This is a genomic window from Pantoea sp. At-9b, from assembly GCF_000175935.2.
GTDB lineage: Bacteria > Pseudomonadota > Gammaproteobacteria > Enterobacterales > Enterobacteriaceae > Pantoea.
The window spans coordinates 229,157-255,107 of sequence record NC_014841.1 but is presented as its reverse complement, the minus strand read 5'-3'; the positions used below and the strand labels follow the sequence as shown (position 1 = coordinate 255,107).

The following is a 25,951-nucleotide window of genomic DNA, read 5'->3' as shown; positions in this document are numbered from 1 at the left end:
TTAATGAGCGTTTTTTTCCGCTGCACCCGATGCCAATACTGCGACAAATTCGTCTCCCGGCAGACAGTAATCATACCCCGGAACGGTGGGAAGAACCTAACTTTACATAATTGGCATTATGTAAAGTTAGGATTTTAAGGATCGCAATATCAGGCAGAGGATAAATCCCTCTGCCTGTTGGAGAGGCTAAGGTGATGACGTAGAAAGTGAGTGTTTTGATGGCGGTTTGAGGCCCGAAAGCTGTTCCCCCAACTGCTGCCCAAGATTGACTGCGTGGTACATTTTTGGCGTCTGTCCCGCTATAACCCGTGTATTAATGCTATTGGCAACGGCCGGGACAGTGCTATCACTCTGGATAGCCAACGCCAGCCGTCCAACAATCGGCCCTTTGGGATGGTAGAGAAAGTGCTCCGTTATCTTACCGCCCAGATCCAGCCCGCTTACGTCACAGTAAAACTCACTATGGCAATGACCATCTACACAGAGTTGGCCACGTATTGCTATTAGCCCGTCTTTCGTCTGCGGGGAATCAATGGCAATCAGGGTATCAGGTGCCAGAAAGTAGCGGCTGACATCAGCAGTATCCAGCGTCGTACAAATGCTTTTTCCCCCCACCTGTGCAGAATAGCTGGTCAGAGTAAAAGACGGAGCCGTACCCGGTGGAATGGGGTAGTCACCCGTTAGCTCTATGTCCCGTAGCGCAAAGTACCATTGGTCCGACGCGACAGTTGTACCGTTGCTCACCGCCGGGTTTAGCCATCGTCGGATGCCACGGGCATGATGTCGAATCAGCTGAGCTTCAAGCTGTGAGGCACAACTATCCCAGAGGCCATTTTGTAAAAAGAAGTCCGTATCAGGGACTCTCGGCAGCGCCAGCTTATCGTCGCTTTCCTGATAACATGCGTTGAAAGGTATCACAGCGTCGATATTCAGGCTGGCAATAGCCTGCGCCATTTGCTGATCCTGACCGCTGAAATTAGTGCGACAGGCATCAATAGCTCCGTTCATGGCAGACACAATGGCTAAAGTGCAGAGCCTGTCATAGGCCGGATCGGCGGTTTCGGCATCCACTGCACAATAGACTGACGGCCCGCCGACAAACCAGGTGACATACCCCTGAGTCCAGTTTTCCAGCAAAAGATCGTAAACCCTTTCCTCCGGTTCAGTGGCAGGATATTGGTCAATAGAGGTAACGGACACTGGCACATGCTGGCCGTTGGATAGCCCTGCAAGCACGCTGCCCCTGGACAGCGCACTGACTCCCCCGGCAATCATGCTGGGAACCGAATCGATTGTGCTCCACGGGTCGATAGAGGTGCGAAGGCAGTTATCGGCTTCCTGAGTACGAAAAGGGTGTGCCGCTGTCGCAAAGACTGGCAGTTTATTAAGCTGATAAAGGCTACGCTCCCTGCGCAAAGGTGATTCAATCAGGACAATTTTGCGCGCCCCCTGACTGGACATCACCTCGTCTCCGACATTAAGGGTCTCAATGGCTTTACCTGAACCATCCGCCATCAGCACCTGAGTACCTTTGCCAAAACAGCTTGATGAGGGCGGGGGAAACCAGTTCAGGTTTCCCCACTGGCAAAGGCTTAACGGATAGCCATTGTTGACTGTTTTATTAAAGGTATTGGAAATCGGAAACCCGTCGGGAGGTACACGCTGAATGATGGTCTCCTTTTCCGGCATCGCATCACTGATGCGCGGTGCGATTTTCGCCTGCACATCACTGCCACTCAGGGCGGTATACCACTGGGTATAGCCGCCATTCCACCAAGAGCCCGGCCCCACAGGAGCCGGAACGATGAGTCCCTGTGTCTGACTCTGTTGAATAACCGCATCCACATCTGCCGCCCCAAGGGCTTTAAGGGTGACCCATAAATTAAACAGAAACCAGACAGCCGCGTTGGTGCTGTCACCGCCAGCGGATATGGCCTGGTTAATATTAGCGGTGAACTGGCCGCGAGCGATGGCCTGGGCCAGAAGCTGTGCTGATTGCGGTCCCTGCCCGTTATTCATAATGGGCCTCAAGGCCGCCGACGTTGGCGCATAGCCCTGGGTAAAAACCCCCAGATAGCTGGCTGTCAGGGCGGGCATTAATGCGCTATGGGCCCCAGACAGTGCCCCGGAGAGTTTCCCCGTATCCAGGGGGATAGAGGTACTGAGCCGGATGGCATCACTTAAAATACTGACGCCGTAGTTACTCCACCAGGTGCTGTTCAACGCGGGCTGCATTGCCTGAACCTGGGTGGCAACCTCTTGCCCGCCAGCGTTTGGTGTGATGCCGTTGTAGAACGCATCCCGGTAGCCGGAATAGGGTCCCGTATATTCCATCAATATGGTGACCGTGACACCAGAGCTTGACGGCTCCGGCGCAATCCGCGAGTTGGGTAAATTGACCTGTAACAGGTTAATCAACGTCCCCCGGTGACACTGAATAAAGCTGCTATCGCCATAGAAAGGTAGCGCATTAATCAACCCGACCAGCGGCCCGCTGAGCGGGTCATCGCCCACCGTGCGAATAGCCACGCCGATCCCGCCCTCAATCTCTTGCACAAACTGCTGTTGTAGCTGTTGATAACTACTCATTTTGCGCTCCTGCTACATCACGCTAACGATAGATACAGGGGCCTGGGTAACTGCCGCTGGCACCGGCGGCGGTGGAGCGACTGAGAGGGTGAAGCTGGCCGCCTCACTCCCTAAGGTATTACTGGCTCCCAGCGTGTAGATGGTTGATGAGGCTGGCGTGGCTACGCCCCCGTTAGGTGCAAGCTGCCCGGTCTGCGTGCTGAACGTCAGGAAAGCGGCGGGGGCCGGAGACAGCGTATAAGCCATCGGCGTGCTGGGGTAAACGCCAAAGGCAGCGCCATAGGTCTGCTGCTGCGATGGCGTCGTATCCACGAGGAAGGCGACATCCATCATTCGCATATAGTTAGGCTTCATACCTGACACGGTCAGGGTAAATGTGGAGCCCGTCGACGCGCTATACCCCACCCCCGTTGGCGTACTGATGATATAGCCTGAGGCATTGGCTGGTACGTAGTTGCCTTGACTATCAGGAATAACCGATCTCAGCGTGAGGTTAAGTGCGGCCAGATATTTGTTATCACTGGTCAGGCGGGCATCACCCTGCGGGGTGCTCAGCCAGGTTTGAGTGACGACCGTCACGCCATCAGTATTTGCTGTTGTTGAGGATGCAGGGACCCATTTGGGCTGGAATGAAAGGCTGTTATCACTCATCAGACTGAGGTAAGCCACCACCGGTGGTGCGGTCGGGTCAGGCTGAATGGCCGTCAGGATCTGGCTTAAGCCGTAGCCATCCGTAGTGACCTGCCAGACGCTATCCGGCAGGCTGGATGCGGCACTAATGATGCTAATGCTCCTGTCATTGCCGACGCTGAGCAGCTTGCCGTTAATGCCTAAGGTGAAGCCGATCATCAGCAAGTTTTGCTGGTCCACATTGGCATATTGAGTTACGTAATCAATGCTGCTGGCGCGGGAGCTTATATAGAAACCCGCAGGGCGGACGTAGGTATCGACAAATTCTTTGACAGGATCCGGTGGGGTACGGGTCATTTCGTATATCATCAGTGCGATCCCGGCAAGTGCCAGCAATATTGCCAGTGGGCCTGCGGCAGAAATTAGCCCGGCGAGCACACCTTCACCGGCGATAAATCCGCCGGAAATGGCCCATTCTCCGATGGTGGCAAACAGCATCAAAGAACCACTGATGATATTGATGACATCCGTAGCCAGGGCAATGCCTTTTTCACCTTTAATTAGCGAATACAGGCTAAATCCAATACCAGCCAGAATAAAGATAGGTCCGATTCGAGTGGCAATGAACTCTTCCAGGTTTCTACCAAGAATCTTACCGACCCAGCCAGCTTCTTCCATTACGGTTTCGGCGCTGTTAACCAAAACAGCCGTTACCGCCCCTTCGTTCATCACGGCTATTTTCCCCATGGTCCCTTCCGTATCCGCGAGCCAGCGCGCAGCGCTGTTGCCAATACGTACCAGGCTTTGGTCAAGGATGCTGTCCTCACCTATCACCACGATTTTGGAGATGGCCGCCGTGCGTTGGCAGGTTGTCATGCCTTCAACGCCATAGATGGAGTAGATGCGTACACCTCGTTTGACGACGGCGGCAACAATTTGCAAACCCACCTGAGAGGCATCGACTATGACCTGGGCCTTTTGCGAAGGACTCAGCTTGTCCCATTGTTTGAATTGTGAAAAAAGATTAAACACGGCCAACCCGGTGATCCCGCCGATCAGAATGGAACCGAATAGATTGGCAACGGTATTCAGTCGTGGGTAATTGGTGGAGAACCATTTCACAAATCGGTTTGCGACGAAGGGTAAGGCGAGGGTGTCCCTAATGGCGCCCGATAGCCCGCGCAAGGCATTGATGGAATCGTGCAGGATCTTATCGGCTTCGGCATCATCAAGAATACTTTTTATCTGCGCAGCGGCCTGGGCAATCTGCTGGTCTTCGTTCGCCAGGTTCTTATCCACAAAATATTGCAGATACTGCTTAATCATATCGAAATTATCGGCATCACCGGTAAAGCCAAACATGCTTGGCAGAATATTCGTCGCCATAAAAATATTGATGGTTGAAATATACTGTTTGGCAAAGTAGCCGGAAGGGTCGAGAGCCGTTAGAGTAGAGACGTTTTGCTGGAATAGCCGGGATAAGGTTGTGCCATCACTGGAGCCAGTATTAATTCCCATCTGAAGGCCAATATTCGCCAGAATAGCCGGGGTAGTATTGTAGGTAAAAAAGGCAAAAGCCCAGTAAAGTTTTTGCGCCCTCGCATAGTCACCGACGGTTTTTACCTGAGCAATCAGGTTTTCTTTCATATTGGGATCCGTCGAATCCGCCACCACGTTGGTATTAATATCATTGATGCTGAACTGGATCTGAGCATCAATTTGCGGTTGATACAACAAGGCGTTAGTCACCTGATCGCTCAGATACTGTCCGATCAGAGGAAAACGTTTCTGCCATTCATTTTTGAACAATAGCTGACTGTGAGTGTAATACACCGGGGATGTCCCGGTTTGTGCCTTCAGCCATTGGTCGGCCCGGGCACCATTCATATTGGCGCAGTTCTTATCCGAGCCGCCGGACATGCCAGATGTCATGACTGCCGTTGCTAAAGATTGATACCAGGCGGAAGGGTCCGCTACACCGGAAACCGGCGAATTGGCGACGACAGCCAGTTCACCGCTCAACGGTTGCTGGGGCGTTGATGGGAACAATAGCTGCCACATTTTGGACGGGATAAAACTGTTCATAATGCTGTTGAGATCATTAGTAACTGCATTTTGTACCGCATCTCCCCATTGACCGCTGTCATTCTGAGCGAAGGGGTTCATGCTGAGCAAACCATAGATATCCAGCGGTGAAGCGAGCAGTGATTTTAGCGTATCGCCATGGCGCACATTCAGCGCGGGATGGATATCCTGATGGGCAGCCAGTGAGGTAATGGCCATACTGGCGCTTAGTCGCCTCAGGGAAGAAGAGCCGTTCAGCACATTGGCGATACTGCCATCGGAGTTAAACGTGGCCTGCCCCGTGGCCGGCAGGCCGCAGCGCTGTTGGATTTCCACAGGCAACGCATTCCAGTACAGCGTATTGCCCTCAAGCCAGGAGCGGGCAATAGGTTTTCCGTCAGCCACCAGGCGACCAGCAAAGATCCCCACAGGTGCCGCCTGGGGCTGGAACAGGTAATAGCCGGTAATCAGCGCATTTTGCCGCGTGCCACGCACACCAACGAGAGTACCTTTGGGTGCCAGATCGTCAATCATCATCACGCCGTCCAGATGATTGGCGCTGGCGTCTTCAATCAGCTGCATCCAGTAGGGAAATACCGTATCAGGCCCCGTTGCCGGGTCTCCGCTGTCATCTGCCGGTTCGATGTCGGATTTAAAAGTCAGGTCCCACACCGTAAGGCCCTGCCGATTGCCCATTTGCAAGGTAGCATTGAAACTCCCCAGGGCGGGTGACCACGGGATAGACTCCGTCTGATTGTCGGTGAAGGTAAAAGCGAAGGTTGGCGGTTGCATCGGACCACCAGTCGTGACTGTGTAACTTAAATATAAACGCCGTGAAACCCATGCGGCCTGAGTCCAGGCGGGTGATGCAGGATCCCAGCGAAACCCGGTAACGTTTCCGCCGCTGGTTTCATAGATAGCGCCGCAGTTTAAAGCGACATCACAGGAAAAATTGGCAGTAGAAGACGCATAAACTGAGGCAGAGTCGTTGGCTGATCCAATCGTACCCAGACCGCCGTGGCCAGCATGGACTAAGTTGATTCGACCGCCTCCGTATGCGCCACGCCAGCTCAGTACGCGATCTTTATTATCGTAATGCCAGGCATCGCGCGGTAACGGAAGATGATCAATAAAAAGTTGGTCCTGCGCAGGATCCTGGGGAACAGGGCGCAGCAAAGTCACTAAAGAGGGGATTTCACGTTGCGAATTGTTAAAAATGTTCATGCGACTAAGGCTGAGGTTAATAACCTCCGGTTGGGCATGTAGAATACGTTTTTTTTCAAGATCTTGTTGCGCTTTGCGGGCGGTGTGTTCCGAGAAAAGCTGAGCTGCGTTCATTAGAATTCCTCAACAATATTTGTGGAAAACAAAGGGTTATGCAGACAAACAACATATTTAATTTTCGGATAATAAACTACATAAGCTACTGATCATAAAAGGTTTATGAGTTTCACATGTCTAAACTGGCGATATCAATATATGGCTGACCTACATGAAAAATGCAATATCGCGGTTAATATAATATTTAAATGCTCACCTATCTTGAATTATCAGGACATTTATTTTTCCATGTTAATTATTTTCAATTAATTCAATATGATATAACACACAAATAATTAGCGAAAAAATAGCATATATTAAATTAATTTAATGCTTTTTAGTGTGGGATATTCATGAACATTAAACGTCATCCGAAACGTTCAAAATCACCGCGGTCAATCAAATAACCTGGGGGGATCGGCAAGATTTTACGTAGCGACGCAATTTATCGCGCTGTTCTGACTACTGTGCTGTAAAACCTGCGCGACAAATCGTGCCGCTACCGGAGGGGATGGTATTGCGGGGTTAGTCGGGCATGTTATTTAACATAATGATGATTGTGCGCATATAGAATATAGAAGCAAAGCTGAGATTACCGTTTTAAGCTAAGCTTACCTGGCCGCTTCGGGCAACCTGCTGAGGACCCTGAGATGACGGCTTCTGGTGCGGAGTTTTTCACGATGAACGAAGTTAACCGGCTTAAAGTGATTCAGGATGTTGTCGACCGGCGGCTGACAACACATCTCGCTGCGGAGCGTCTCGGTATTTCTGACAGACAGTGCCGCCGCCTGCTCCAGCGCTACCGTACTGATGGCCCGCTCGGCATGGCCGACCGGCGGCGCGGCAAGCCCAGTAACTATCAACTGCCCGAAGGCCTTGCTGAACACGCCATTCAGATCATCCGCGAACGTTATGCTGACTTCGGCCCGACGCTGGCCTGCGAGAAGCTGGCCGAACTTCACGGCGTGGTGTTATCCAAGGAGACGGTACGTAAGCTGATGACGCGCGCCGGGCTCTGGATCCCGCGCAGGCAGCGCGCTCCGAAGATCCAGCAGCCACGCTGCCGCCGTGCCTGCGTCGGCGAACTGATACAAATCGACGGCTGCGACCACCGGTGGTTTGAAGACCGCGGTCCGGCCTGCACGCTGCTGGTTTACGTCGATGATGCGACCAGCCGCCTGATGCAGCTGCATTTTGTAAAATCAGAGTCCACGTTCACCTATTTTGAAGCCACACGCGGCTATCTGGAGCAGCACGGCAAGCCGCTGGCGTTTTACAGCGACAAAGCCAGTGTGTTCCGCATCAACAATAAAAATGCGACCGGCGGCGACGGTCAGACGCAGTTCGGACGAGCAATGAACGAGCTGAACATCACCGGCATCTGCGCCAATACCAGCTCTGCCAAGGGCCGCGTGGAGCGTGCGCATCTCACGTTGCAGGACCGGCTGGTCAAGGAGCTCAGGCTGCATGGCATCAGTACGCCTGACGCGGCCAACGCCTTTGCCGCTGAGTTTATGGCGGACTACAACCGCCGTTTTGCGAAGGCACCGAGGCACGATTTTGACGTTCACCGGCCGCTCGATGCGGACGACGACCTCAACCTGATATTTACCTGGCGTGAGCCGCGCAAGGTCTCAAAATCGCTGACGGTCCGCTACGATAAAATGCTGTTGCTGCTGGAAGATAACGATGACAGCCGCCGCGCGATGGGTAAGTATCTGGATGCGTGGCAGTACCCGGATGGACGGATTGAGCTCAGGAGTCACGGCACGGTACTTCCCTACTCTGCCTATGACCGGCTGTCTGAGGTTGACCAGGGTGCCATCATTGATAATAAGCGGCTGGGCCACGCGCTGGCGGTGGCTAAGCTGATGCAGGACAAGCGTGATAACACGCGCTCTCAGGGACTTCCGGCTGGTAACGGACCAAGCCGCAGAAGCGCTAAAAAGGACCCGGCAAAAAAGCGGCAGCGGGCCATCAACGAAGACGATTTGCTGGAAGCCGTGAATGATTTGCAGACGCGCAGTGAAGAAATATTTGGCCGTTAGACCCTGCGTTTAACACAACAGACGGACAACTCAGCTTAGCCTGGACCCGGTCATCTCTGCTTAGCTTTAACAGCGCATCAAATAAAAAATTTAATTATGTTAAATGAAAAAATAGCGCAGGCAAAACAAGGAAAAATCTTGTCAGTTCTGGATACCTGACGGTCACACTTTTAATGGCACAGTAAAGTTTGTACAAATGTTTCAGAGTCATCACCTGTCGGGTTTTCTCATTATTTGGGATATGCTGTCTGCGATATTTTTGTGCGCATCTCGAGAGCAAATTACTCGATAAAAAATATCCGCACCATTCAGGTGCGCTGGTTGATCTGCCAGAGCAGATACTTATTATGTTGCGCTACGCTTATCACAGAACGCATTCACATCAACAGTCTATTTCTTATAGCTGATTGCCTCCATATAGTGCATGGCGATACGATCTCATTGAGTTTCCTGACTTGCAGGCACTGGGATATCGCATGCACAAATTAAACAATCGACAGATTATCTCGCCAATCAGCTGTGCAATAAATAATCAAACCACAAACAAAAATTCGCGCGCCCGATGTTTCCAAAACAGGAAAGTTCACTTTCCATGTTTTATATTTCATCTCCCACTCCTCTCCGTAAATTCAAATTTCACACCGTCATACTGATGATGTTGATTAACTTGTCATTCAGGAGAAAGCGCTATGTTGTTTGATGAAAAGTCGTTGGCAAATATCCCAATGCGCCCGGCTAACCTTGCGGCACCCTCCCCGGTTACGGCCTGGCCGGAAAAATATAAAGCCGCTATGTTTCTCTCTTTTGATGTTGATGCTGAAACTGCCTGGACAAGTAAAGATCCGGCCCACGCTGACCGGTTAGTCACCATGTCCTATGGCGGATATGAAAACCGGGTTGGTGTTAACAAATTACTTGAGTTGTTACGCGATCTGAAATTAACCGCCACTTTCTTTATTCCTGGCTGGGTGGCTGATGTTTATCCCGCGATGGTAGAAAATATCGCTGCCGACGGGCATGAAATTGGTCATCACGGATATCATCATTTATTACCTGATCCTGGTGCTGACTATTTCAGTGACGAAATCGTTAAAGGCTTTGCGAGCCTGGCTAAATTAGGCATCACGCCGATCGGTTATCGTGCCCCGTTTGGCGAAAACTGCTACGAACTACTGAGCGTTTTACAACAGGCAGGGATCAAGTATTCCAGCTCATGGCGCGATGACGTTCTGCCTTATCGCCATGTTTATCCAGACCAACAACCCGGTATCGTTGAACTGCCGGTGACCGCCAGTTACGACGACTGGATGCACGGCCTTTGCGCACGCTTTAGCCCCAGAACCATCCTGCCACGTGAGCAGGTGCTGTCGATGTGGCAAGACGAACTGGATGAAGTGCGCGATTGGGGAGCCATGGTCACGACCGTCATTCATCCACAAGTCAGTGGCCGCCCGATGCGTCTGCGTCTGCTGCGTGAGTTCCTGCAATACGCCATCGAAAAACAGGATGTGTGGATCACCAGCGGTGAAAAAATTTATCAACATTATTTATTGAGTGAAGCGGCTAAATAAACCCCTCTTGGTTCAGGAATAATATTATGCGTATTTCAGTAAATAAGATCGCACTGGTTATTGGTGGTGTTCTGGCTGCGTTTTCTGGCATGTCACAAGCAAAAGAATTTACCGTAGGCGGTTACCCCAGCTATCCCCCTATTGATATGCGCGATCCGGTTAGCGGTAAGGCTATGGGTTTCGATATTGATTTCGCTCGTGAGCTGGAAAAAGAGATGGGTGTTAAAGTTAATTTTTCTGAAACGGCCTTCGCACAGTTAATTCCCTCATTACAGACCGGGCGGCTGGATTTTTTTCTGAGCGCAATGAGCGACACCAAAGAGCGGCAGCAACATATTGCTTTTGTCGATTACCTGCAGTCCGGCACCCAATTAATGGCACTGACCGCTGACCCTCATAAAGGCCATTCTTTGATCGACTATTGTGGCAAGCGTGTTGCTGCCAGCCGTTCGACCAATATCATTGCGCAACTGAATGCCTGGAGTGATGCGCATTGTGCCTCAGCCGGAAAACCCAAAATGAGCGTACTGGGTGCCGAGAATAATATTGATGCCAGAATGCAGCTGAAACAAAAACGCGTGGATGCAATGGCTCAGGATAGTCTGACCATCCCGTATATTCAGCAAAGCGAACAAGGTGTCTTTACTACAGTGGATCAGCCGATTAATTTCAGTTATATGGGCATTGGTGTAGCGAAAGAGGATGTCGCCTTGCAGAAGAAATTACAACAAGCCTTACAGGCGATGATTGATGATGGCCGTTACGCTGCCTTAATTAAAAAGTGGAACCTGCCAGCAGTCAGTGCAGTACCGAAGGCAATGATTAACAGCGACCCTGCCTCCTGATAAACGGCCTCCGCTGAACGCGGAGGCCATTTTAATTAGCCCTGTTCCGCTTCACAACGCGCGTAGTGCGCCGCAATTTCTGCGCCGGTAGCAATCCAGACATCGTCATATTGCCGAACATGCGTGAAGAATCGCTCCAGAATGCCAATCCGCATCGGGCGGCCGCTGACCTGAGGATGCATCACCATGGTGGTAACACCGCCCCACTCGCGGGTTTTATCGAATTCGTCACGCCAGATACTAAATACTTCATCCTGCCCAAACATGGCGCGCGGGCTGGTGCGGTGGGTCAGGCCATAGCTCCAGTCGTCAAAACTGTAATTCACCGGAATCTCAATAGGTCCCGGCCCGGATGGCAGCAGGTGGCGATAGGGGCGAATGTCGTCACGGAACGAGCTGGAATAAAGCAAACCACGTGCCTTCAGCAGTTCCAGTTGTTCAACACAGCTTTCTCCCCAGGGAGCGCGATACCCTTTAGGTACAATGCCGAGTACGCTTTTCATCGCTGCCAGACCGCGATCCATCTCTGAAAGTAGCGTGTCGTGATCGGCGGTATCGGGACGCAGATGCAGGTAGCCATGGTGCGCAATCTCATGACCTCCTGCCAGAATCGCTTCACAGGCTGCCGGGTGCGCCTCAATCGACCAGCCCGTCACAAAAAAAGTTGCCTTGATGGCAAAACGCTGTAATAGCTCTAACAACTTAGGAATGCCAACGCGAGCTTCGTAGCCGCCGTAAGACATCGTCACCAGTCGTCGGGCATTCTGCGCATCGGCCCCCAGCCACACAGACTCACTATCGACATCGAAAGCCGGAAACAACGCACAGTTTGCGCCCTGCGGCCAGGGAAACTCCGGTGCCGCAGGGGCGGGGTTCGCAGGTCTTGCTGCCAGGAAATCACTATCCATCACGTCAGTTCTCGCAGTTAGAGGGTTAACCAATATCCAAAAATTTATCCAGGCCGAGCAGTTTCTCGATCAGCCAGACAATCAGCAGGCTGAGCAGAATCAACAAGGTGGCCATCGCCGCCACGGTGGGATCATCGATATCGCGTATATAGCTGTAAGACTCCACCGGTAAGGTGGTGACGTCGATATTGGTGAGGAATGCGGAGACCGCAAAGTTATCCATCGCTTCGACAAACGCGAAAGTGCCTCCGGCAACCAGTCCTGGCGTTAATTGCGGTAAGGTAATACGCAGAAAGGCGCGTAACGGACTGGCCCCCAGGTTACGTGCGGCTTGCTCCAGCGCCGGATCTAAACCCGACAGATTAGCAATCAGTGGGCGCATGGTCAGCGGCAGGGCGAGACAGATCATGGCGACGGTGATCGGCCAGTAGCCGGGGCCAATGCCGGTCTGAGAGACAAAACCCAGGGCTGCCGTGCCGACAATCACCCCTGGCACCACCATCGGTGCCGAGATCATCCCCAGCAACCATTGCCGCCCGCGAAAAGGATGGCGCACCGCAACAATCGCCGTGGGTAATGCCACCAGACAGGCCACCACGGTCGTCAGACAGGCGATGCTGAGGGAGTTGCGTAGCGCCGCCAGAAAGCGGTCATTGGTGAAGAAGTTAATAAACCATTCCAGGGTAAATCCCTGTTCGCTAATGATGCGATAGCTGTTCGGGCTAAAGGAGTACAACACAATGATCGGCAGGGGTAACAGAATAAAAATCAGGGTTATCCAGCCTGCGGTCAGCATCCCGCTTCCGACGCGATGATTATGGTCCATGCTTATGCAGCCTCCCCGGCATAACGGCGCGCGATCACCCGGCGAAGTCCGGCTGACAAGGCAAAGATGATCACCACCAGCAACAGGAACAGAAACGCCAGGGCGGCGGCCTCAGGGATGTTGTAACTGGTCTGGATACGGTCATAGATTTGTGTTGCCAACACTTGTACCCGACCGCCGCCCAGCATCTGCGGGAACAGAAACGAGCCGAGCGTCATGGCAAAGCACAACGACGTCGAAACCGTCAGCCCAGGCAGCGACAGCGGTAAGGTAACGTTAAAGAAGGTGCGCAAGCGTGAAGCACCCAGATTTCTTGCAGCATCTTCTAAGGTCGTGGGAATGGTTTTTAAGGCACCAAACAAGGTGAGAACAAAAAACGGCAGCACAAAATTCAGCACCGCAATCACCACCCCAACCTCGTTATTCATCAGCTGCAAGGGAGGCAAGCCCAGCCCCGTCAGTGCCTGATTAACGATGCCGCGATTGCCGAGAATCAGCATCCAGGCGTAGGCTCGGGTGACGCCCCCAGAGAGAAAGGTCGCAACCAGGCAGAACAGAATCAGACGGCGTAAACGCGGTGAAGTGGCGCGCGCCAGCAGATGCGCGAGGGGATAACCCGCCAGCACACAGAGCAACGTGATAACCAGCGAGAGTCGCAGTGTGGTCCAGACGGCACGCCACGCTAGCGTCGACACCAACAAATGCTGGTAATTTTTCAACGATGCCGGGCCACTGAACACCGCTGATCCCGGCTGCATATGCATAAAACTGATCTCGACAAACGAGAACATCACCACCACAAACAGCACCACCAGCAGCAGTGAGGGCAGCGTCAGCAGAAAGACGTTACGATTCATCAATTAATCATCCAGCAGGCAACAGCGTTGAGCGGCGAACTGCAAAGACACCCGGTCGCCAATAGCAAAATTGCGGTTATCGCGGCGTACCTCCGTGACCACCACGCGCATATTCAGCCCAATCTCCACCTCGTAGCGCATGCTCGCCCCTAACAGCTGGACATAGCGAATCTCACCATTGATGTGCCCGGCCAGCTCTCCAGGCATCAGGCTGATCGCCTCCGAGCGTACCGCGAGACAGGCTGTTGCCTGCGTGCTGCCATTGTCGTGCAAACCATCCAGCACAAAACCGGCCAGTGAAGCGCTGCCGGGAGAGAGGCGTCTGACCGGCAACACGTTCTCCACGCCGGTAAAGGTGGCAACGTATTTTGACCGCGGTCGGTCATAGATTTCGCTCGCCGTGCCAATCTGTTCAATACGGCCAGCCTTCATTACGGCAATACGATCTGCCAGCACAATCGCCTCGCGCTGATCGTGGGTGACCATCACCGTGGTCAGGCCCAGCCGTTTTTGCAGTTTGCGGATTTCCACCTGCATCTCTTCGCGCAGGTTCTGGTCCAGCGCACCAAGGGGCTCGTCCAGCAACAACAGGCGAGGTTCGGTCACGATGGCACGCGCCAGCGCGACGCGCTGTTTCTGCCCACCCGACAACTGGCCCGGACGCCGTTCGGCCAGCGCATCAATCCGTACCAGCTTCAACACCTCATCAACGCGCTGGGCGATCGCCTGGCGGCTGACGCGCATCATGCGCAAACCGAAACCGATGTTGTCGCGCACCGTCATATGCGGAAACAAGGCGTACTGTTGAAACACCATCGCTGTGCGCCGCTGTTCTGGCGCAGTGGCTAATATCGACTGATTATCCAGCCGGATGTCCCCGTTATCCGGGGACACAAAGCCAGCGATAGACTGCAACAGGGTGGTTTTACCGCAGCCCGACGGCCCTAACAGGGCCAGCACTTCACCCGGTTCAACCGTGAGGCTGATGCGGTCGGCCGCAAGCACGCCGCCGGGATAAATCTTGTCGAGACGATCAATCTCAAGGCGACAGGAGGAGTGAGCAGTCATCTGGCTATCTCCTTACTGACTGATCACGTTATTGAATTTTTCTGTCCACTCACCGAGATGCACATTGATCTTCTGCTCATCAAATTTGACGGCATTCTCCGGCATTGGCAGCAGGTTAATCAGCGCTGGCGCAGCCTTCACCTGTTTATTCACCGGTGCAAGGTTGTAGGCCTGGGTCATAAATGCCTGCCACTTTGCCGATAACGCATGGTTAATAAATTCCGCAGCCGCTGCGGCGTTGCCATTGTTGACCATCATCATGCCTTCAAAGATCAGCGGCGTCGGTTTCGGACTGACCATCGCAACCGGGATATGCTGATCGGACAGTTCTTTCACCGCCGACGGTGAACCGAGCATGGCAATGATTTCGCCACTCGCCAGCGCCTTACGTGCGGCGGTGTCGGAAGAGTGGAACATCGCCACCTGATCACGATGCTGACCGAGGAATTGAATGCCCGGGTCCACGTTATCAATCGATCCACCATGCAACAGCGAGAAGATCAAAATGGTTCTGCCCGGATAGACCGCCGGTAACGGCAGCGCGATTTTGTTTTTAAAAGGCGGGGTAAACAGCGTTTGCCACGAAGCAATCTTTCCGCCCGGCACCAGGTCGGGACGATAAACAATGCCGGTTGGGAAGTACCAGTAGGCGACGAATTTGTCAGACGCGGCACCGGGCATCAACTGTGACAGGTTGGGGATTTTATCTTTCGGCAGCGGTAAAAACAGGCTGCTATCGGTGGCAGCACGTAGCGCGATAGCTTCCCCGGTGAACCAGACGTCCACCCCCGGATGCGCCCGTGAAGCTTGCAGCTTGGCAAGACCTTCCGCAGAACTGTTTTCAATCACCGGTACTATCTGAATGCCGGTTTCCTGTTTGAATTCAGCTGACAGTGGCTTCAGTACTTTTTCCCATGTCGATCCAAAGGTCATCACCCGGACAACCCGATCTTCCGCCTGTGCCGGTTGCATGGCTGCCAGTATACTCATCATTCCTAACGCCAGAACCGCCGCGACATACCCTTTCTTTTTAAGCTGTGTCATAGAGTTACCCGTAAAGTGAAGTGGTGTTAGCAAAAAATTAGTGATGTGACTGAACATCAAACAAACAACGGCCACGGCTCCAGACCTGCGCTGGCTCATCGTCCTGATTGAGGAACACGAAATCCGCGTCATAGCCCGGCGCGATCTGCCCTTTGCTGTCGCTGAGGCGTAACACCCGTGCGACGTTGGTGGTTACTGGTTGTAGCGCTTCGCTCCAGCGCCATCCGGCCTGATGCACCAGACGACGAACATCGCGGAACAGGATGGATGGCATCACTCGGCGCACGCCACCCTGCCCATCCGGCACCGCCACCCCGGCATCCGTGGAGAGCGTCAACTGGCTGAGTGCCACCCCCTCGTCCGTGGCGCGACAAAGCGCGGCAACCGCATCAATTCCGGTAGGAATACCGTCCAACGGGCCAAGGCAGGCAGTGAAATCAATGGTTCCTCCGGCACGGGCGAAATCCAGTCCCTGCGCAAATACCGGTGACGTCTGCGGCACACGATTGATATGGGTAGGCACCGCCATGTCGATGGGAAAATCCATTTCATCGATCAGCCGCAGCAGGGATTGCAGCCCGGCGGCCATGCGGCCCACGTGCAGGTGCAACACGCAGGCTTTCCCGGTCATCGCCCGGGCCAGTACCAGCTCACCCGCCAGCGCGGCCAGTGCCGCGAAATCGAGATTCGGATAGACACGTTCAGCAATCGCCGACTTGGCACCAATGCATTTCTCAATCAGGGCCAGATCGGAACGCACGCTCTGCGTCAGGAATGGCGCGGGTAACGGCATTGCACCGCTATAAATAAACGTGGTCAGTCCCTGCCGTTGCAGCTCATGCGCTTTACGCAGCAACTGGGAGAGATTTTTGGCTTCCGTTTCACTGCCCAGCAGCCCCACGCTGGTGGTGATGCCGGCGGCGGCAATCTCCTCCAGGGAGAGTTCCGGCATACGCGCCAGTGGGCCGTCGCCATCCCCGCCGCCGGTATAATGAATATGCTGATCAATCAGGCCCGGAATCACTTTCCCGGCATGGATGATCGGGGACGCGTTCAGTGCCTGCGCCGCCATTTGCAGATCATCGCCGATCGCCAGAATTTTCCCGGCGGCGATCAACAGCTGCTTACGCCCCAGTGCGGCGGGGGCATACAGTTCGTTGGCCTCAATCCAGTAAACCGGGCTTATCATCCGCGTCCCCCGTTTGACTGCATAATCTGGGCCAGTACCAGACCGGCAGCGGCCTGCGTCGGATCAACCACCGGCAGTTCCACCGCCTGCTCCAGCGCAGAGACATAGCGCGCCAGACCCGCTCCGGCGAACAACAGCGCTTCCGCACCTGCGGCTTTCAGTTGCTGAGCGGCGGCAATCAGGCGCTGCTCGACCTGCGCCGGCTGTTGCAGTTCGGCATAATCCAGCCCCAGTCCCTGATGCCCGATAAGGCGATGATGGACGCCCATCGTCCGGGCGAGACGCCACACTTTGCTGCCGCGCCCGGCAGATACGCCCAGCGAGCCAATCACATCGCCGAGGCTCAGCGCGGCAGATAAACCGGCTTCGCCAATGCCCACCACCGGTTTTGATGTCAGTTCGCGGGCGGCGTGGACGCCGGGATCGGAGAAACAGGCCACGACAAAACCCGCGCTATCCGGCTGTTGCGCTTTTTGTTCGATAAAGCGCAGTACCGCAGGCGCTGCATCATCGCTATCGCGCGCGCTGACGATGCCACAGGGGCCATCCGCCAGCGTGACGCAGACGATCTCAGGTGCAGCCGGAAACTGCATCCAGCTCAGGCTGGCGGCGATATTCTCGGTGATACCGGTATCGCGGCGGCTGGAGGCATTGATAACGTAAAGGCGTTTACGCATGCTGTTGCTCCAGCGCCGTCAGCCCGGCAACATCCTCCAGCAACGCGCGTGCGGCCTCAATAGCATCGGTGATCTGTTGCCGCTGGCGAATCAGCTGTGTGAGTAACAGGCGGGCTTCCAGTTCATCACCGGCCAACTGGTGAAAACGGTTGAGGCTGGCAAGCATGGGCACCGGCTCGGCCAGGGTGCTGACGCCATAGCTGTCCTGTCCGTAGCGGCCACTGGCTGAGGTAGTAATAAAAGTCAGCAGACGCGAGAGACGGATTACCGTCTGACTGGCGCGTTGGTATTGCATGGCTTCACCGCCGTGGCTGTTGAGCTGTTCCAGCCAGGCGTCAAAAGCCGTGATCTGTGTGGCCAGTAGCGCCAGCATCTGCGGAATACGCTGTAAATGCGCGGGATCGCAAGGTTGATGCAAGGCCTGATTGAAACGTGTGCGCATATCTTCGAGACGTGCGCTGAAGCGGTGCGGCAACACCGGCCGTGCCACCAACGCATGCACATAACGCGAGCACCAGTCGAGATCAGCCTCCAGTGCGGCTTCATCCATCACCTCGATGGTGTCGAATTCGGTGTGGTTGTACCAGCCGAGGGTCGCGCCATGCTGGCTGGCGACCACCTGAGGACTGTAGCTGTGACGTCCGGTTACGGCCGGTACGCCGACGCCGAAGAAAGACTGATCGCCGACGCGACGCAGCGTCATCACTTTTTGCGGCAGCGTATCGGCAAATACCGCCCGGGAGAGATCGGCGGAGAAACCGTTGAGTTCCGGACAACTGCTGACGTGGAACTCGCTGGTCCCTTTCATTCCGACCGAGTCGATATTGACGTAGGCGACAGCGTGGCGGTTAATCTGCTCCCAGTGGCTATCGACAAACCAGGTCGAGCCAGCCGCTTCGGCGACCTCGTGCCCATTCCAGAAACAAAACACCACCGAGCGCCGCAGTTGCTGCTGCTGTGCCGCCAACAATCGGGCGATCTCAAGCATCACTGCCATCCCGGTGATGTTATCGGTGACACCCGGATCCCAGGAGTCAATATGGCCGGACACCACCACAAATTGCTCGTGTTCGGCTGACGTTTCCGGCGCGCGCAGCCAGGCCAGCGGTTGATATAATTCACGCCATTCGCGTGACCCTGTCACGTTAATATGTAAATTGAGCGGGCCATGGCGCATCTTTTCACGCAGCCGGATGCCATCGGCACGGGAAATACTGACACCCGCCAGGCGTGGAATGCTATGCCAGGTGGCCGGGGTTGGATTGCCCCATACCGCTTTTAATGCGCGCCACGGGATTTCATTGCGGTGATCCTCCCCCCAATTCATCAGCACAATCCCGGCTGCACCCATTTCCGCTGCAATCCGCGCTTTTTCCGGTGTCGCCGGGGCATAGGAGACTTCAGCCAGCACCAACTTGCCCCGCACATCCTTCCCGGCATAATCCGCCACGCTACCCGGACCGACATCAATCAGTTCGGCAGTTAATCCTGCTGGCGGTGTCGGTTCGATATGCAGGCAGGGCCTGGAGGCAATCACCTCACCCGACGCGCCACCAAGTGCCACAAAGGATGTCCCGATATCGCTATCAAAGGTGGTGAACGGCTGTAACTGCGCGTCGAGGCCCAATTCCTGCAACACCTCAACAATGTAGTGACCGGCAGCGAGATCGGTTCCCTGCCCGCTTTTACGATTGAGGAAATGCGTTCGCATGTAATCCACATGCTGCATCACATGTCCAAAATCGTAATCGAGCGCACTCATCCGGGGTTTCATAACGTGACCTTTAGGTTAAAGAGTGAAGAAAGCGCTGAGCGAAATGCAGGTAGATCTGCTGAGTCAGCGCCAGTTGAGGCAAATCGACCCATTCGTCTCCGGCGTGCATATTGGCGCCGCCGGGACCAAACAGATACGTCGGGATCCCCGCCCGACCACAGAAAATGTTGGCGTCGCTGACCCCTTTGCCGAAGCGCAATTCAGGTTGCTTGCCGGTGATGGCGCGATAGCTGCTGAGCAGCAGTTGCAGCGCCGGTTCATCGTTGGCAAGCAGGTAGCTTTCGTAATGTGGTCGTGCCGGAGAGACGGTAAAGGTGGCTGCGGAATGCAGATCGGCAGCGCACTGGCGCAGTAGCTGCAACGCCTGTTCGGCACTTTCCCCCGGCATAAATTGCCAGTTGAGGCGGAAGGTGCAGAAGTCCGGCACGCTGATTTGGTAAGGCGCATTACCGGAGCTGACATTCAGCACACAATGACTGGCGGGACCAAATTGTGGATGGGGCTCGCGCTGAATCTGATCAATCGCCACCAATAACCTGGCGGCTTCGGTTACTGCATTGACGCCTTTTTCCGGCGTCGAACCGTGGGCAGCCCGCCCTTTGACTGTGACATCGATGTTGATCTTGCCCATTGCCCCAATCACGATGTCATTAAAGTGCGGTTCACACATAATGGCGGCATCGATATGTCGCTCCACGCTGACAAAGGCATCCGCCCCGCGCGACCAGGCTTCTTCATCCGCCAGGGCGGCGAAAATCACCCTGCCGCCCCACTGTTCCCGCTGTTGAAACAGCTGGTGAACCGTGACCATGGCGGCAGCAAGCCCTGCTTTCATATCCATTGCACCCAGCCCGTACAGGCGATCGCCTTCGATTACTGGCTGGTGTGGCTGTCGTTGCCAGCCATCGGCAATCGCCACCGTGTCGCAGTGACCACCGATCCACAAGGTTGGCCCTTCATCATGTCCGGCAATCTCTACCACCACATTCTGCAAACCGTCAGCCGCCGCCTGATACTGCACCGGCATCCCACGCACGCTGAACCAATCGGCAATCAGGCGCTGTACGTTGTGCTCTTTACCGGAGTAGCTTTCGCAGCCGACCAGCGCGGTCAGTAAGGTGATCAGTTCCGCTGACTGGCTCATGGCAGCATCCTTTCAGCGGTGAACGAGAGGGTTTTCTCCGGGGTGATCAAATAGCCATCTTCCACCGCAATCAGCACGTCATTAATCGGCCAGACATACTCAACACAGCCGAGCATGCCCACTTCCACCGTTTCACTCACGCCAGGCAAAAAATAGACCGAGGATATCGTCTGACGTTGCAGGGTATGCCCACAGTCACGGCGATAGTCATCAACGCTTTTTCCCGCCGGGAGCAGGTTCAGGCCATGCAACTCGGCTTCCAGTGGACGCAGACAATCCACCCCGACCTGATGGATTTGCTCGCCACTCATGCCCGGACGAATCGCCGGTGTCAGTTGATCAATCAGCAGATTACGCAACCGATGGTGAATGGCAGCCTGTTGCGGATCAGTGCAGATGGTGCGGGCGATATCAGAACAGCCTCGGGTGCAACCAAACACGTCGGTTGCCCTGAGCCCCATATCAAACTTGATGGTCTTATCTGCGGCGGTAACGCGATAATCGCCGGCAGTGGCAGGCAGCAGTGTCCGCGCCCCGGAATGAACAATCGAGAAATAAGAGAAGACGCGGCCGGTAAAACCCAACTGGCTGGCGAAGCGATTGACCGCCTGCTGGAAGACTGCCACCAGATCACGTTCGGTGATATCACCCGTGGTGTTACGCCAGAAGAACGCCTGCGCCGCGTTGAATCCGGCTAATACCGCATTGGCCGCAAACACAAAATAGGCCGTATCATCACCGGCACGCCGATCCTGCCATTTTCGCAGTACCCAGGCGGCATCCTGCAAGGCCAGACCCGCAGCAGTACAGTCAAGATAGTCACGCACGCAGAGGTCGTCAGCCTGATAGCCAATGCTGGCGAGGTTTTGCGCCAGCAATGCCGCAGCCAGTGAATCTGCACGGCCGGCGGGGCGGAAATCAGCTCGTAGCAAGGGCTGCTCGCTGAAAAGGGTAATATCATCATGCTGCGGGCAATACAGCGCGGTGATGCCGTATTGCCCGATACAACTGGCAGGCAGACCAGTAAACATCTCGACTTCATGAGGCGCGGAGATATAAATGGCTGACAGATTGTTGCTCAGGCACAGCTGCGCCAGCGGGGCGAAACCGACATCGCTGCGCGCCAGCCAGTCGACTAATGCCGGACCATCGCGCAGGGTGAGGCAGTAATTACGCAACAATGCGGCATCCGCATTACGCGTACTGCGCCATTGCGCCATAATTTCCTGTTGTGACTTATGATAAATATACCTCCCCGCCATGACTTCCCGGGAAAATAATTCAACGTCACGTTCACCGGTTAACGCTAAATAACGGCTCACCGGCATATTATCATCCCCCACCAGGCTGTTATTGCCGATGACGTCATAAATGGCTGCGGCGAAACTCAGTGCAGGCTGCGTAAGATCTTTATGCCAGTCAAAATAACGACCATAAACTTTTACCGCAATATCCTCATCCAACACCTTGCAGGCATCCGAGTCAGCCTCACTGATCACTACCGTGAACTTTCCGGCGTGTTCAATTAACACCGGAGACACATTGCGCATGGCACCACGATAGATGCCTGGATAAGTCAGCTGTGAGAAAAACTCATAACCCAGATGATTGATGATTTCATCTAACCGGGTGATTAATATTGCCTGCATGGCGCGCATTCCTGTTAGCGATAGGTTTAATTAATGGGCTGCGTGTTAATCATCGCGCGTTTGACTTCTGCATAAGACAGGTCCCATTTAGCAAATATTTTGCTGTAGCTGCCGTCAGCGATCATTTCATTCAGCGCTTTAACCACCAGATCGCGCAGTACGGTCTGATCTTTGGCGAAGCCAAACCCGGCGTAGTCCACCGCAATCGGTTCGCCGATAAGCTGATATTTTCCTTTGTCCGGAGAGTCCGGCTGTTCATTCAGGTAACGGATCGCATCGACGCCCTGAACAGCCGCCAGCACGCGTTTCTGCTGCATTTGCAGGCGAGCATCGGCGGTCTTATCCACCAGCCAGTATTGAATATCCGCCAGGCCGCTGGCCTGGCACACCCGCTGATTAAACTCTTGCAAACGGATGTAGAAGATGCCGTTGCGATTCACGGCGACCGGCTTACCGCAGACATCGCTGGGTTGTTTTAAACCGGCACCCAAGGTCTTCAGGGTAAATAACTGGCTGCCGGTAGAGAAATAATCCACAAAGTCGACTTTGCCACGACGGGAAGCAATATCCGTCATCCCGGAGGCACCCATGTTTATTCTTCCGGTCGCCAGGGAATTGATCAGCTGATCAAATGCCGCTTCTTTCCATTCAATTCCCAGACCTAAGCGATGGGCAATCTCTGTCGCTAAATCAATATCCAGTCCTTTTAGCTCCATGGTGGTGACATCTTTATATTCCAGCGGTGGATAGGTTGGGCTGGTGCCGACCACTAATTTCCCCGCATCACGAATCGTTGCGGGTAATTGGTCATGTAGATTCTGCGCCATGGCCGTATTCGCCAACAAACCCGATACCATCATAATAATTGCGTAATAAGTTTTTCTTATTTTCACCTGATTTCTCCGCAACCAAACAAGCGCATTGAATAATGCGGCTGGATAAATGTTTAATTTTTCGTTCGCCTTAATGAAAATTGCATGCCACTATGCCTGTGTCAATAGTCGGGACAACAATCCCAACATGTGGGAAATATCGCCACAGGAAAATAAACACTGCGTATTTCTAATCGTTCAGCCGTTTTCAGATCACGCACTAAAACTGTGCAAATTGTGGAGATTTATTATGAGTCAGGTGCTGGAGAAAGCCGTTTATTTAGTTGATTTGGTTGCGAAAGGCATCACAACATTAACGGATATCGCTAAGGCGGCGGATATGTCACGCAGCACCACTCATCGCCTGCTGGGTGCCCTGGTGGATGCCAACTATCTGGCGTTTGAGAACAAGCGCTACGCACTCGGCTATCGGTTACTGGAATTGGGCGAAATGAAAAAGCGCAGTCTGGATTTCATCGAAGTTTGCCGCCCTGTGCTGGTGCGTTATATGGAACTGACGCAAGATACACTTCACTTAGCCGTGATTGATGGACAGGATATTGTGCTACTGGACCGGGTGGCAGGACACCGCCAATTACGCATAAATTCCTATCCGGGGCTGAGAAACAAGGCGTTTATGACCGCAGTGGGGAAAGTACTGATTGGGAATCAACCCGAGGAAACATGGAAAACACAGCTGCGAAGCTATCCGGCGGGCTATGCCAAAACCGTGGAGCAACTGATGCAGGACTTCAGACTGGCGCAAAAAACCAATGTGGCACGGGATATAGACGAGTGCAACGTGGGCACCTGTGGTATCGCCTCCAGCTTTATGGTGAACAACCGCTTGCGAATTGCCTGTTCCATTAACGGTGCGACGGTCTATTTTCCCCCCCAGCGCATGGAGGAGCTGGTTCCGGTGGTGCGACAACTGGCCGAGGATCTGCGTGAAGCGATTGACTATTCTGTGCGTGGGGGTGAATTCCTGCTGCCGGGAGAATGAGCCTCATCCCAGGATGTGTCTTTCACCCGCTCCTCGCCGTCGCTTTTAATCGCTGCAATAACAACGCCAGCATGCTATCCAGTGCCGGCGTCACCACACTGGCTGCGCGGGCCAGTTGCTGCACCACCAACAGTTGCGCATCCACTTCCAGCGGCCGATCTGCCAGCAGGTCCTGCAACATGGAAGGCGCATGCAAGCTGCGAGAAAAATTCTGCGTCACTTCCTCCTCGTCCAGTGGCAATCTCACCCCGTAAGCAGCGGCGATCCCGGTGGTTTCACTCAGTATCTGCTGAAAAAGCTGACGTAGTGCTTGATCCTTCATGATGTCCGCAGGCAGGGAAAGGGTCAGTGTGGTCAGCAACGAACTGGCGATATTGATGCGCAATTTTCGCCAGACTTCATGACGCAGATCACCCACCGGAATCACCGGCAAAGCGGGAGACAGCAGGTCAGTCAGTTGCCGTAATCGCTCGCTCCGGCCACCGCCAGGTTCCCCCAGATAGTAGCGCGCGCTAGCTCCTTCCTGTTTAACGACACCGGGGGCGATTAACTGACTGGGGCAATGAATAATGCACCCCACCGCACGTGACAAACCGATGTGGCGATCCATCACCGCTTCCGGGTCCAGCGTCACGCCGGGTACGGCCAGGTTTTGACTGCTGAAATACCACCACGGCACCCCATTCTGCGCAAAGATCACCGGGGTATCTTTCCCCAGTAAACGCGCCAGAGCCGGTGCTGACGCCGTCAGTGCATGGGCTTTTAAGGTGCAGATCACCACATCCTGCACACCGAAATCCGCTGCCTCTGCGCTGGCCGCAACCTCAACATGGAAGGTGCCGGTTGCGGCAACATATTCCAGACCACGTTCGCGTATCGCTGCTAAGTGCGCCCCCCTGGCAATCACACTGACCTCAGGCGCACATAGACGGATAAGAAGAACAGGCTGAGTGAAAATGCTGGCAGGATCAGGTGGTGCAGCACATCGGCGATGTGTTGCCAGATATTGACGTAATTGGCCCCGACAGTGGAAAACCCCCCGGAAGGTAGCCAGGGTAATTTCAGCGAGAAGGCGACAATCAGTAACAAGCCGATCCAGAATAAAGGCGTGGCAAACCCCAGGGTGGAAAAAACCGAGATCAGGCCGTCGATCCAGCTTCCCCGATAACGGGCAGCCAGTATCCCGAGCAGAACACCCAATACCAACGCGAAAAAGATCGCCGTCAGCGCCAACAATAACGTGGCAGGCAGGCGGCTGATAATCAGATCGCTGACGCTGGAGTTATAAAGAAACGAATACCCCAAATTAAGATGGAAGATAGCATTAAGATAATGGGTAAATTGCTGCCACAGCGGCACATCAAGACCGTATAACTGTCGCATTTCATGCATATATTCGGCAGAAGCGCCGCCAGATTGTGCGGCAATCACATCAGCCAAATCACCGGGTGCAAGCTTCATTAAGCCGAATGCCAGCAGAATAATAATGATGACGGTAGGAATGACCTGTAGAAGCCGAAAGCCTATGTATCTTAGGGTGCTGTTCATAGTTATCTCCTCGCCACTGGAGAGTATCGAAACAGGGTAGAATGCAAATCAACTAATTGTTATTAACAAAGTCCAGAAGTGGCATTGCAGGAAATTAAACAGCCCATCTGAATAATTAAAAACAGCAATATTATGCCTGATAATGCAATAAGTTTAATTTCATAGGGTTGAATCTGTCGTCGGTTCATGGGTATCAATTGCGCACGGCAATAAAGTTATCGCGCTTGATATTTCACCACGAAATGATCGGTTGGCTTTTATTACCATGCGATGTGGTTGATTGACAGCGGATCGCATAAGCGCCATGGTGAAACGCCGGGTAGAC

General features: G+C 54.0%; 19 protein-coding genes. 4 read left to right on the top strand and 15 right to left on the bottom strand.

Annotated elements, in window-relative coordinates; all coding sequences use genetic code 11:
- Positions 1-186: 186 nt before the first annotated feature.
- Both PAT9B_RS28475 and PAT9B_RS28470 read right to left on the bottom strand, forming a co-directional pair.
- Positions 187-2,589, bottom strand: a complete 2,403-nt coding sequence (locus tag PAT9B_RS28475) for a Hint domain-containing homing endonuclease (protein WP_013512748.1) — start codon at positions 2,587-2,589, stop codon at positions 187-189.
- 12 nt (positions 2,590-2,601) lie between these two features.
- Positions 2,602-6,075: a hypothetical protein gene (locus PAT9B_RS28470; RefSeq protein WP_190274699.1), complete on the bottom strand. Its 3,474-nt coding sequence runs from the start codon at positions 6,073-6,075 to the stop codon at positions 2,602-2,604.
- Positions 6,076-7,253: 1,178 nt separating this feature from the next.
- On the opposite strand from PAT9B_RS28470, the gene PAT9B_RS28465 reads away from it, so the two are divergent.
- The 3 genes from PAT9B_RS28465 (at position 7,254) to PAT9B_RS28455 (ending at position 11,067) form a co-directional block, all read left to right on the top strand.
- Positions 7,254-8,651 (top strand): ISNCY family transposase, encoded by a 1,398-nt coding sequence (locus PAT9B_RS28465; RefSeq protein ID WP_013511894.1) that lies wholly within the window; start codon positions 7,254-7,256, stop codon positions 8,649-8,651.
- A gap of 692 nt (positions 8,652-9,343) precedes the next feature.
- Positions 9,344-10,222 (top strand): polysaccharide deacetylase, encoded by an 879-nt coding sequence (locus PAT9B_RS28460; protein WP_041526321.1) that lies wholly within the window; start codon positions 9,344-9,346, stop codon positions 10,220-10,222.
- Between the two features lie 26 nt (positions 10,223-10,248).
- Positions 10,249-11,067, top strand: a complete 819-nt coding sequence (locus PAT9B_RS28455) for an ABC transporter substrate-binding protein (RefSeq protein ID WP_013512745.1) — start codon at positions 10,249-10,251, stop codon at positions 11,065-11,067.
- 35 nt (positions 11,068-11,102) lie between these two features.
- Here the strand turns inward: PAT9B_RS28455 and PAT9B_RS28450 are convergent, their stop codons facing one another.
- From PAT9B_RS28450 to PAT9B_RS28400, 11 genes are read right to left on the bottom strand one after another with little or no spacing between them, the layout of a single operon-like run.
- Positions 11,103-11,975, bottom strand: coding sequence for a polysaccharide deacetylase (locus PAT9B_RS28450; RefSeq protein ID WP_013512744.1), 873 nt, complete (start codon positions 11,973-11,975; stop codon positions 11,103-11,105).
- Positions 11,976-12,000: 25 nt separating this feature from the next.
- A complete protein-coding gene (locus PAT9B_RS28445; protein WP_013512743.1) occupies positions 12,001-12,801 on the bottom strand; it encodes an ABC transporter permease in 801 nt (266 codons plus the stop codon).
- Between the two features lie 2 nt (positions 12,802-12,803).
- The gene (locus PAT9B_RS28440; RefSeq protein ID WP_013512742.1) at positions 12,804-13,658 is read right to left on the bottom strand and encodes an ABC transporter permease; all 855 of its coding nucleotides are present in this window, start codon (positions 13,656-13,658) and stop codon (positions 12,804-12,806) included.
- Positions 13,659-13,661: 3 nt separating this feature from the next.
- The gene (locus PAT9B_RS28435) at positions 13,662-14,726 is read right to left on the bottom strand and encodes an ABC transporter ATP-binding protein (protein ID WP_013512741.1); all 1,065 of its coding nucleotides are present in this window, start codon (positions 14,724-14,726) and stop codon (positions 13,662-13,664) included.
- Positions 14,727-14,738: 12 nt separating this feature from the next.
- A complete protein-coding gene (locus PAT9B_RS28430) occupies positions 14,739-15,770 on the bottom strand; it encodes a PotD/PotF family extracellular solute-binding protein (protein ID WP_013512740.1) in 1,032 nt (343 codons plus the stop codon).
- A gap of 37 nt (positions 15,771-15,807) precedes the next feature.
- Positions 15,808-16,959, bottom strand: coding sequence for an amidohydrolase family protein (locus tag PAT9B_RS28425; protein ID WP_013512739.1), 1,152 nt, complete (start codon positions 16,957-16,959; stop codon positions 15,808-15,810).
- The gene (locus PAT9B_RS28420) at positions 16,956-17,636 is read right to left on the bottom strand and encodes an aspartate/glutamate racemase family protein (protein ID WP_013512738.1); all 681 of its coding nucleotides are present in this window, start codon (positions 17,634-17,636) and stop codon (positions 16,956-16,958) included. The genes PAT9B_RS28425 and PAT9B_RS28420 overlap by 4 nt, the downstream gene beginning before the upstream one ends.
- Positions 17,629-19,410: a M28 family peptidase gene (locus PAT9B_RS28415; protein ID WP_013512737.1), complete on the bottom strand. Its 1,782-nt coding sequence runs from the start codon at positions 19,408-19,410 to the stop codon at positions 17,629-17,631. The genes PAT9B_RS28420 and PAT9B_RS28415 overlap by 8 nt, the downstream gene beginning before the upstream one ends.
- 10 nt (positions 19,411-19,420) lie before the next feature.
- Positions 19,421-20,554, bottom strand: a complete 1,134-nt coding sequence (locus PAT9B_RS28410; protein WP_013512736.1) for a M20 family metallopeptidase — start codon at positions 20,552-20,554, stop codon at positions 19,421-19,423.
- Complete coding sequence (locus PAT9B_RS28405) at positions 20,551-22,203, bottom strand: M24 family metallopeptidase (RefSeq protein WP_013512735.1); 1,653 nt, start codon at positions 22,201-22,203, stop codon at positions 20,551-20,553. The genes PAT9B_RS28410 and PAT9B_RS28405 overlap by 4 nt, the downstream gene beginning before the upstream one ends.
- A gap of 26 nt (positions 22,204-22,229) precedes the next feature.
- Positions 22,230-23,096 carry an ABC transporter substrate-binding protein gene (locus PAT9B_RS28400; protein WP_013512734.1) on the bottom strand — a complete coding sequence of 289 codons (867 nt, stop codon included), beginning with the start codon at positions 23,094-23,096 and terminating at the stop codon, positions 22,230-22,232.
- 229 nt (positions 23,097-23,325) lie between these two features.
- Between PAT9B_RS28400 and PAT9B_RS29545 the strand changes: the two genes are divergently transcribed.
- Positions 23,326-24,078: an IclR family transcriptional regulator gene (locus PAT9B_RS29545; RefSeq protein ID WP_013512733.1), complete on the top strand. Its 753-nt coding sequence runs from the start codon at positions 23,326-23,328 to the stop codon at positions 24,076-24,078.
- Between the two features lie 22 nt (positions 24,079-24,100).
- On the opposite strand, the gene PAT9B_RS28390 is transcribed toward PAT9B_RS29545, so the two are convergent.
- Positions 24,101-24,985 (bottom strand): ketopantoate reductase family protein, encoded by an 885-nt coding sequence (locus tag PAT9B_RS28390; protein WP_013512732.1) that lies wholly within the window; start codon positions 24,983-24,985, stop codon positions 24,101-24,103.
- Positions 24,982-25,626: an ABC transporter permease gene (locus PAT9B_RS31050; protein WP_013512731.1), complete on the bottom strand. Its 645-nt coding sequence runs from the start codon at positions 25,624-25,626 to the stop codon at positions 24,982-24,984. Before PAT9B_RS31050 ends, PAT9B_RS28390 begins: the two co-directional genes overlap by 4 nt.
- Between the last annotated feature and the right edge of the window lie 325 nt (positions 25,627-25,951).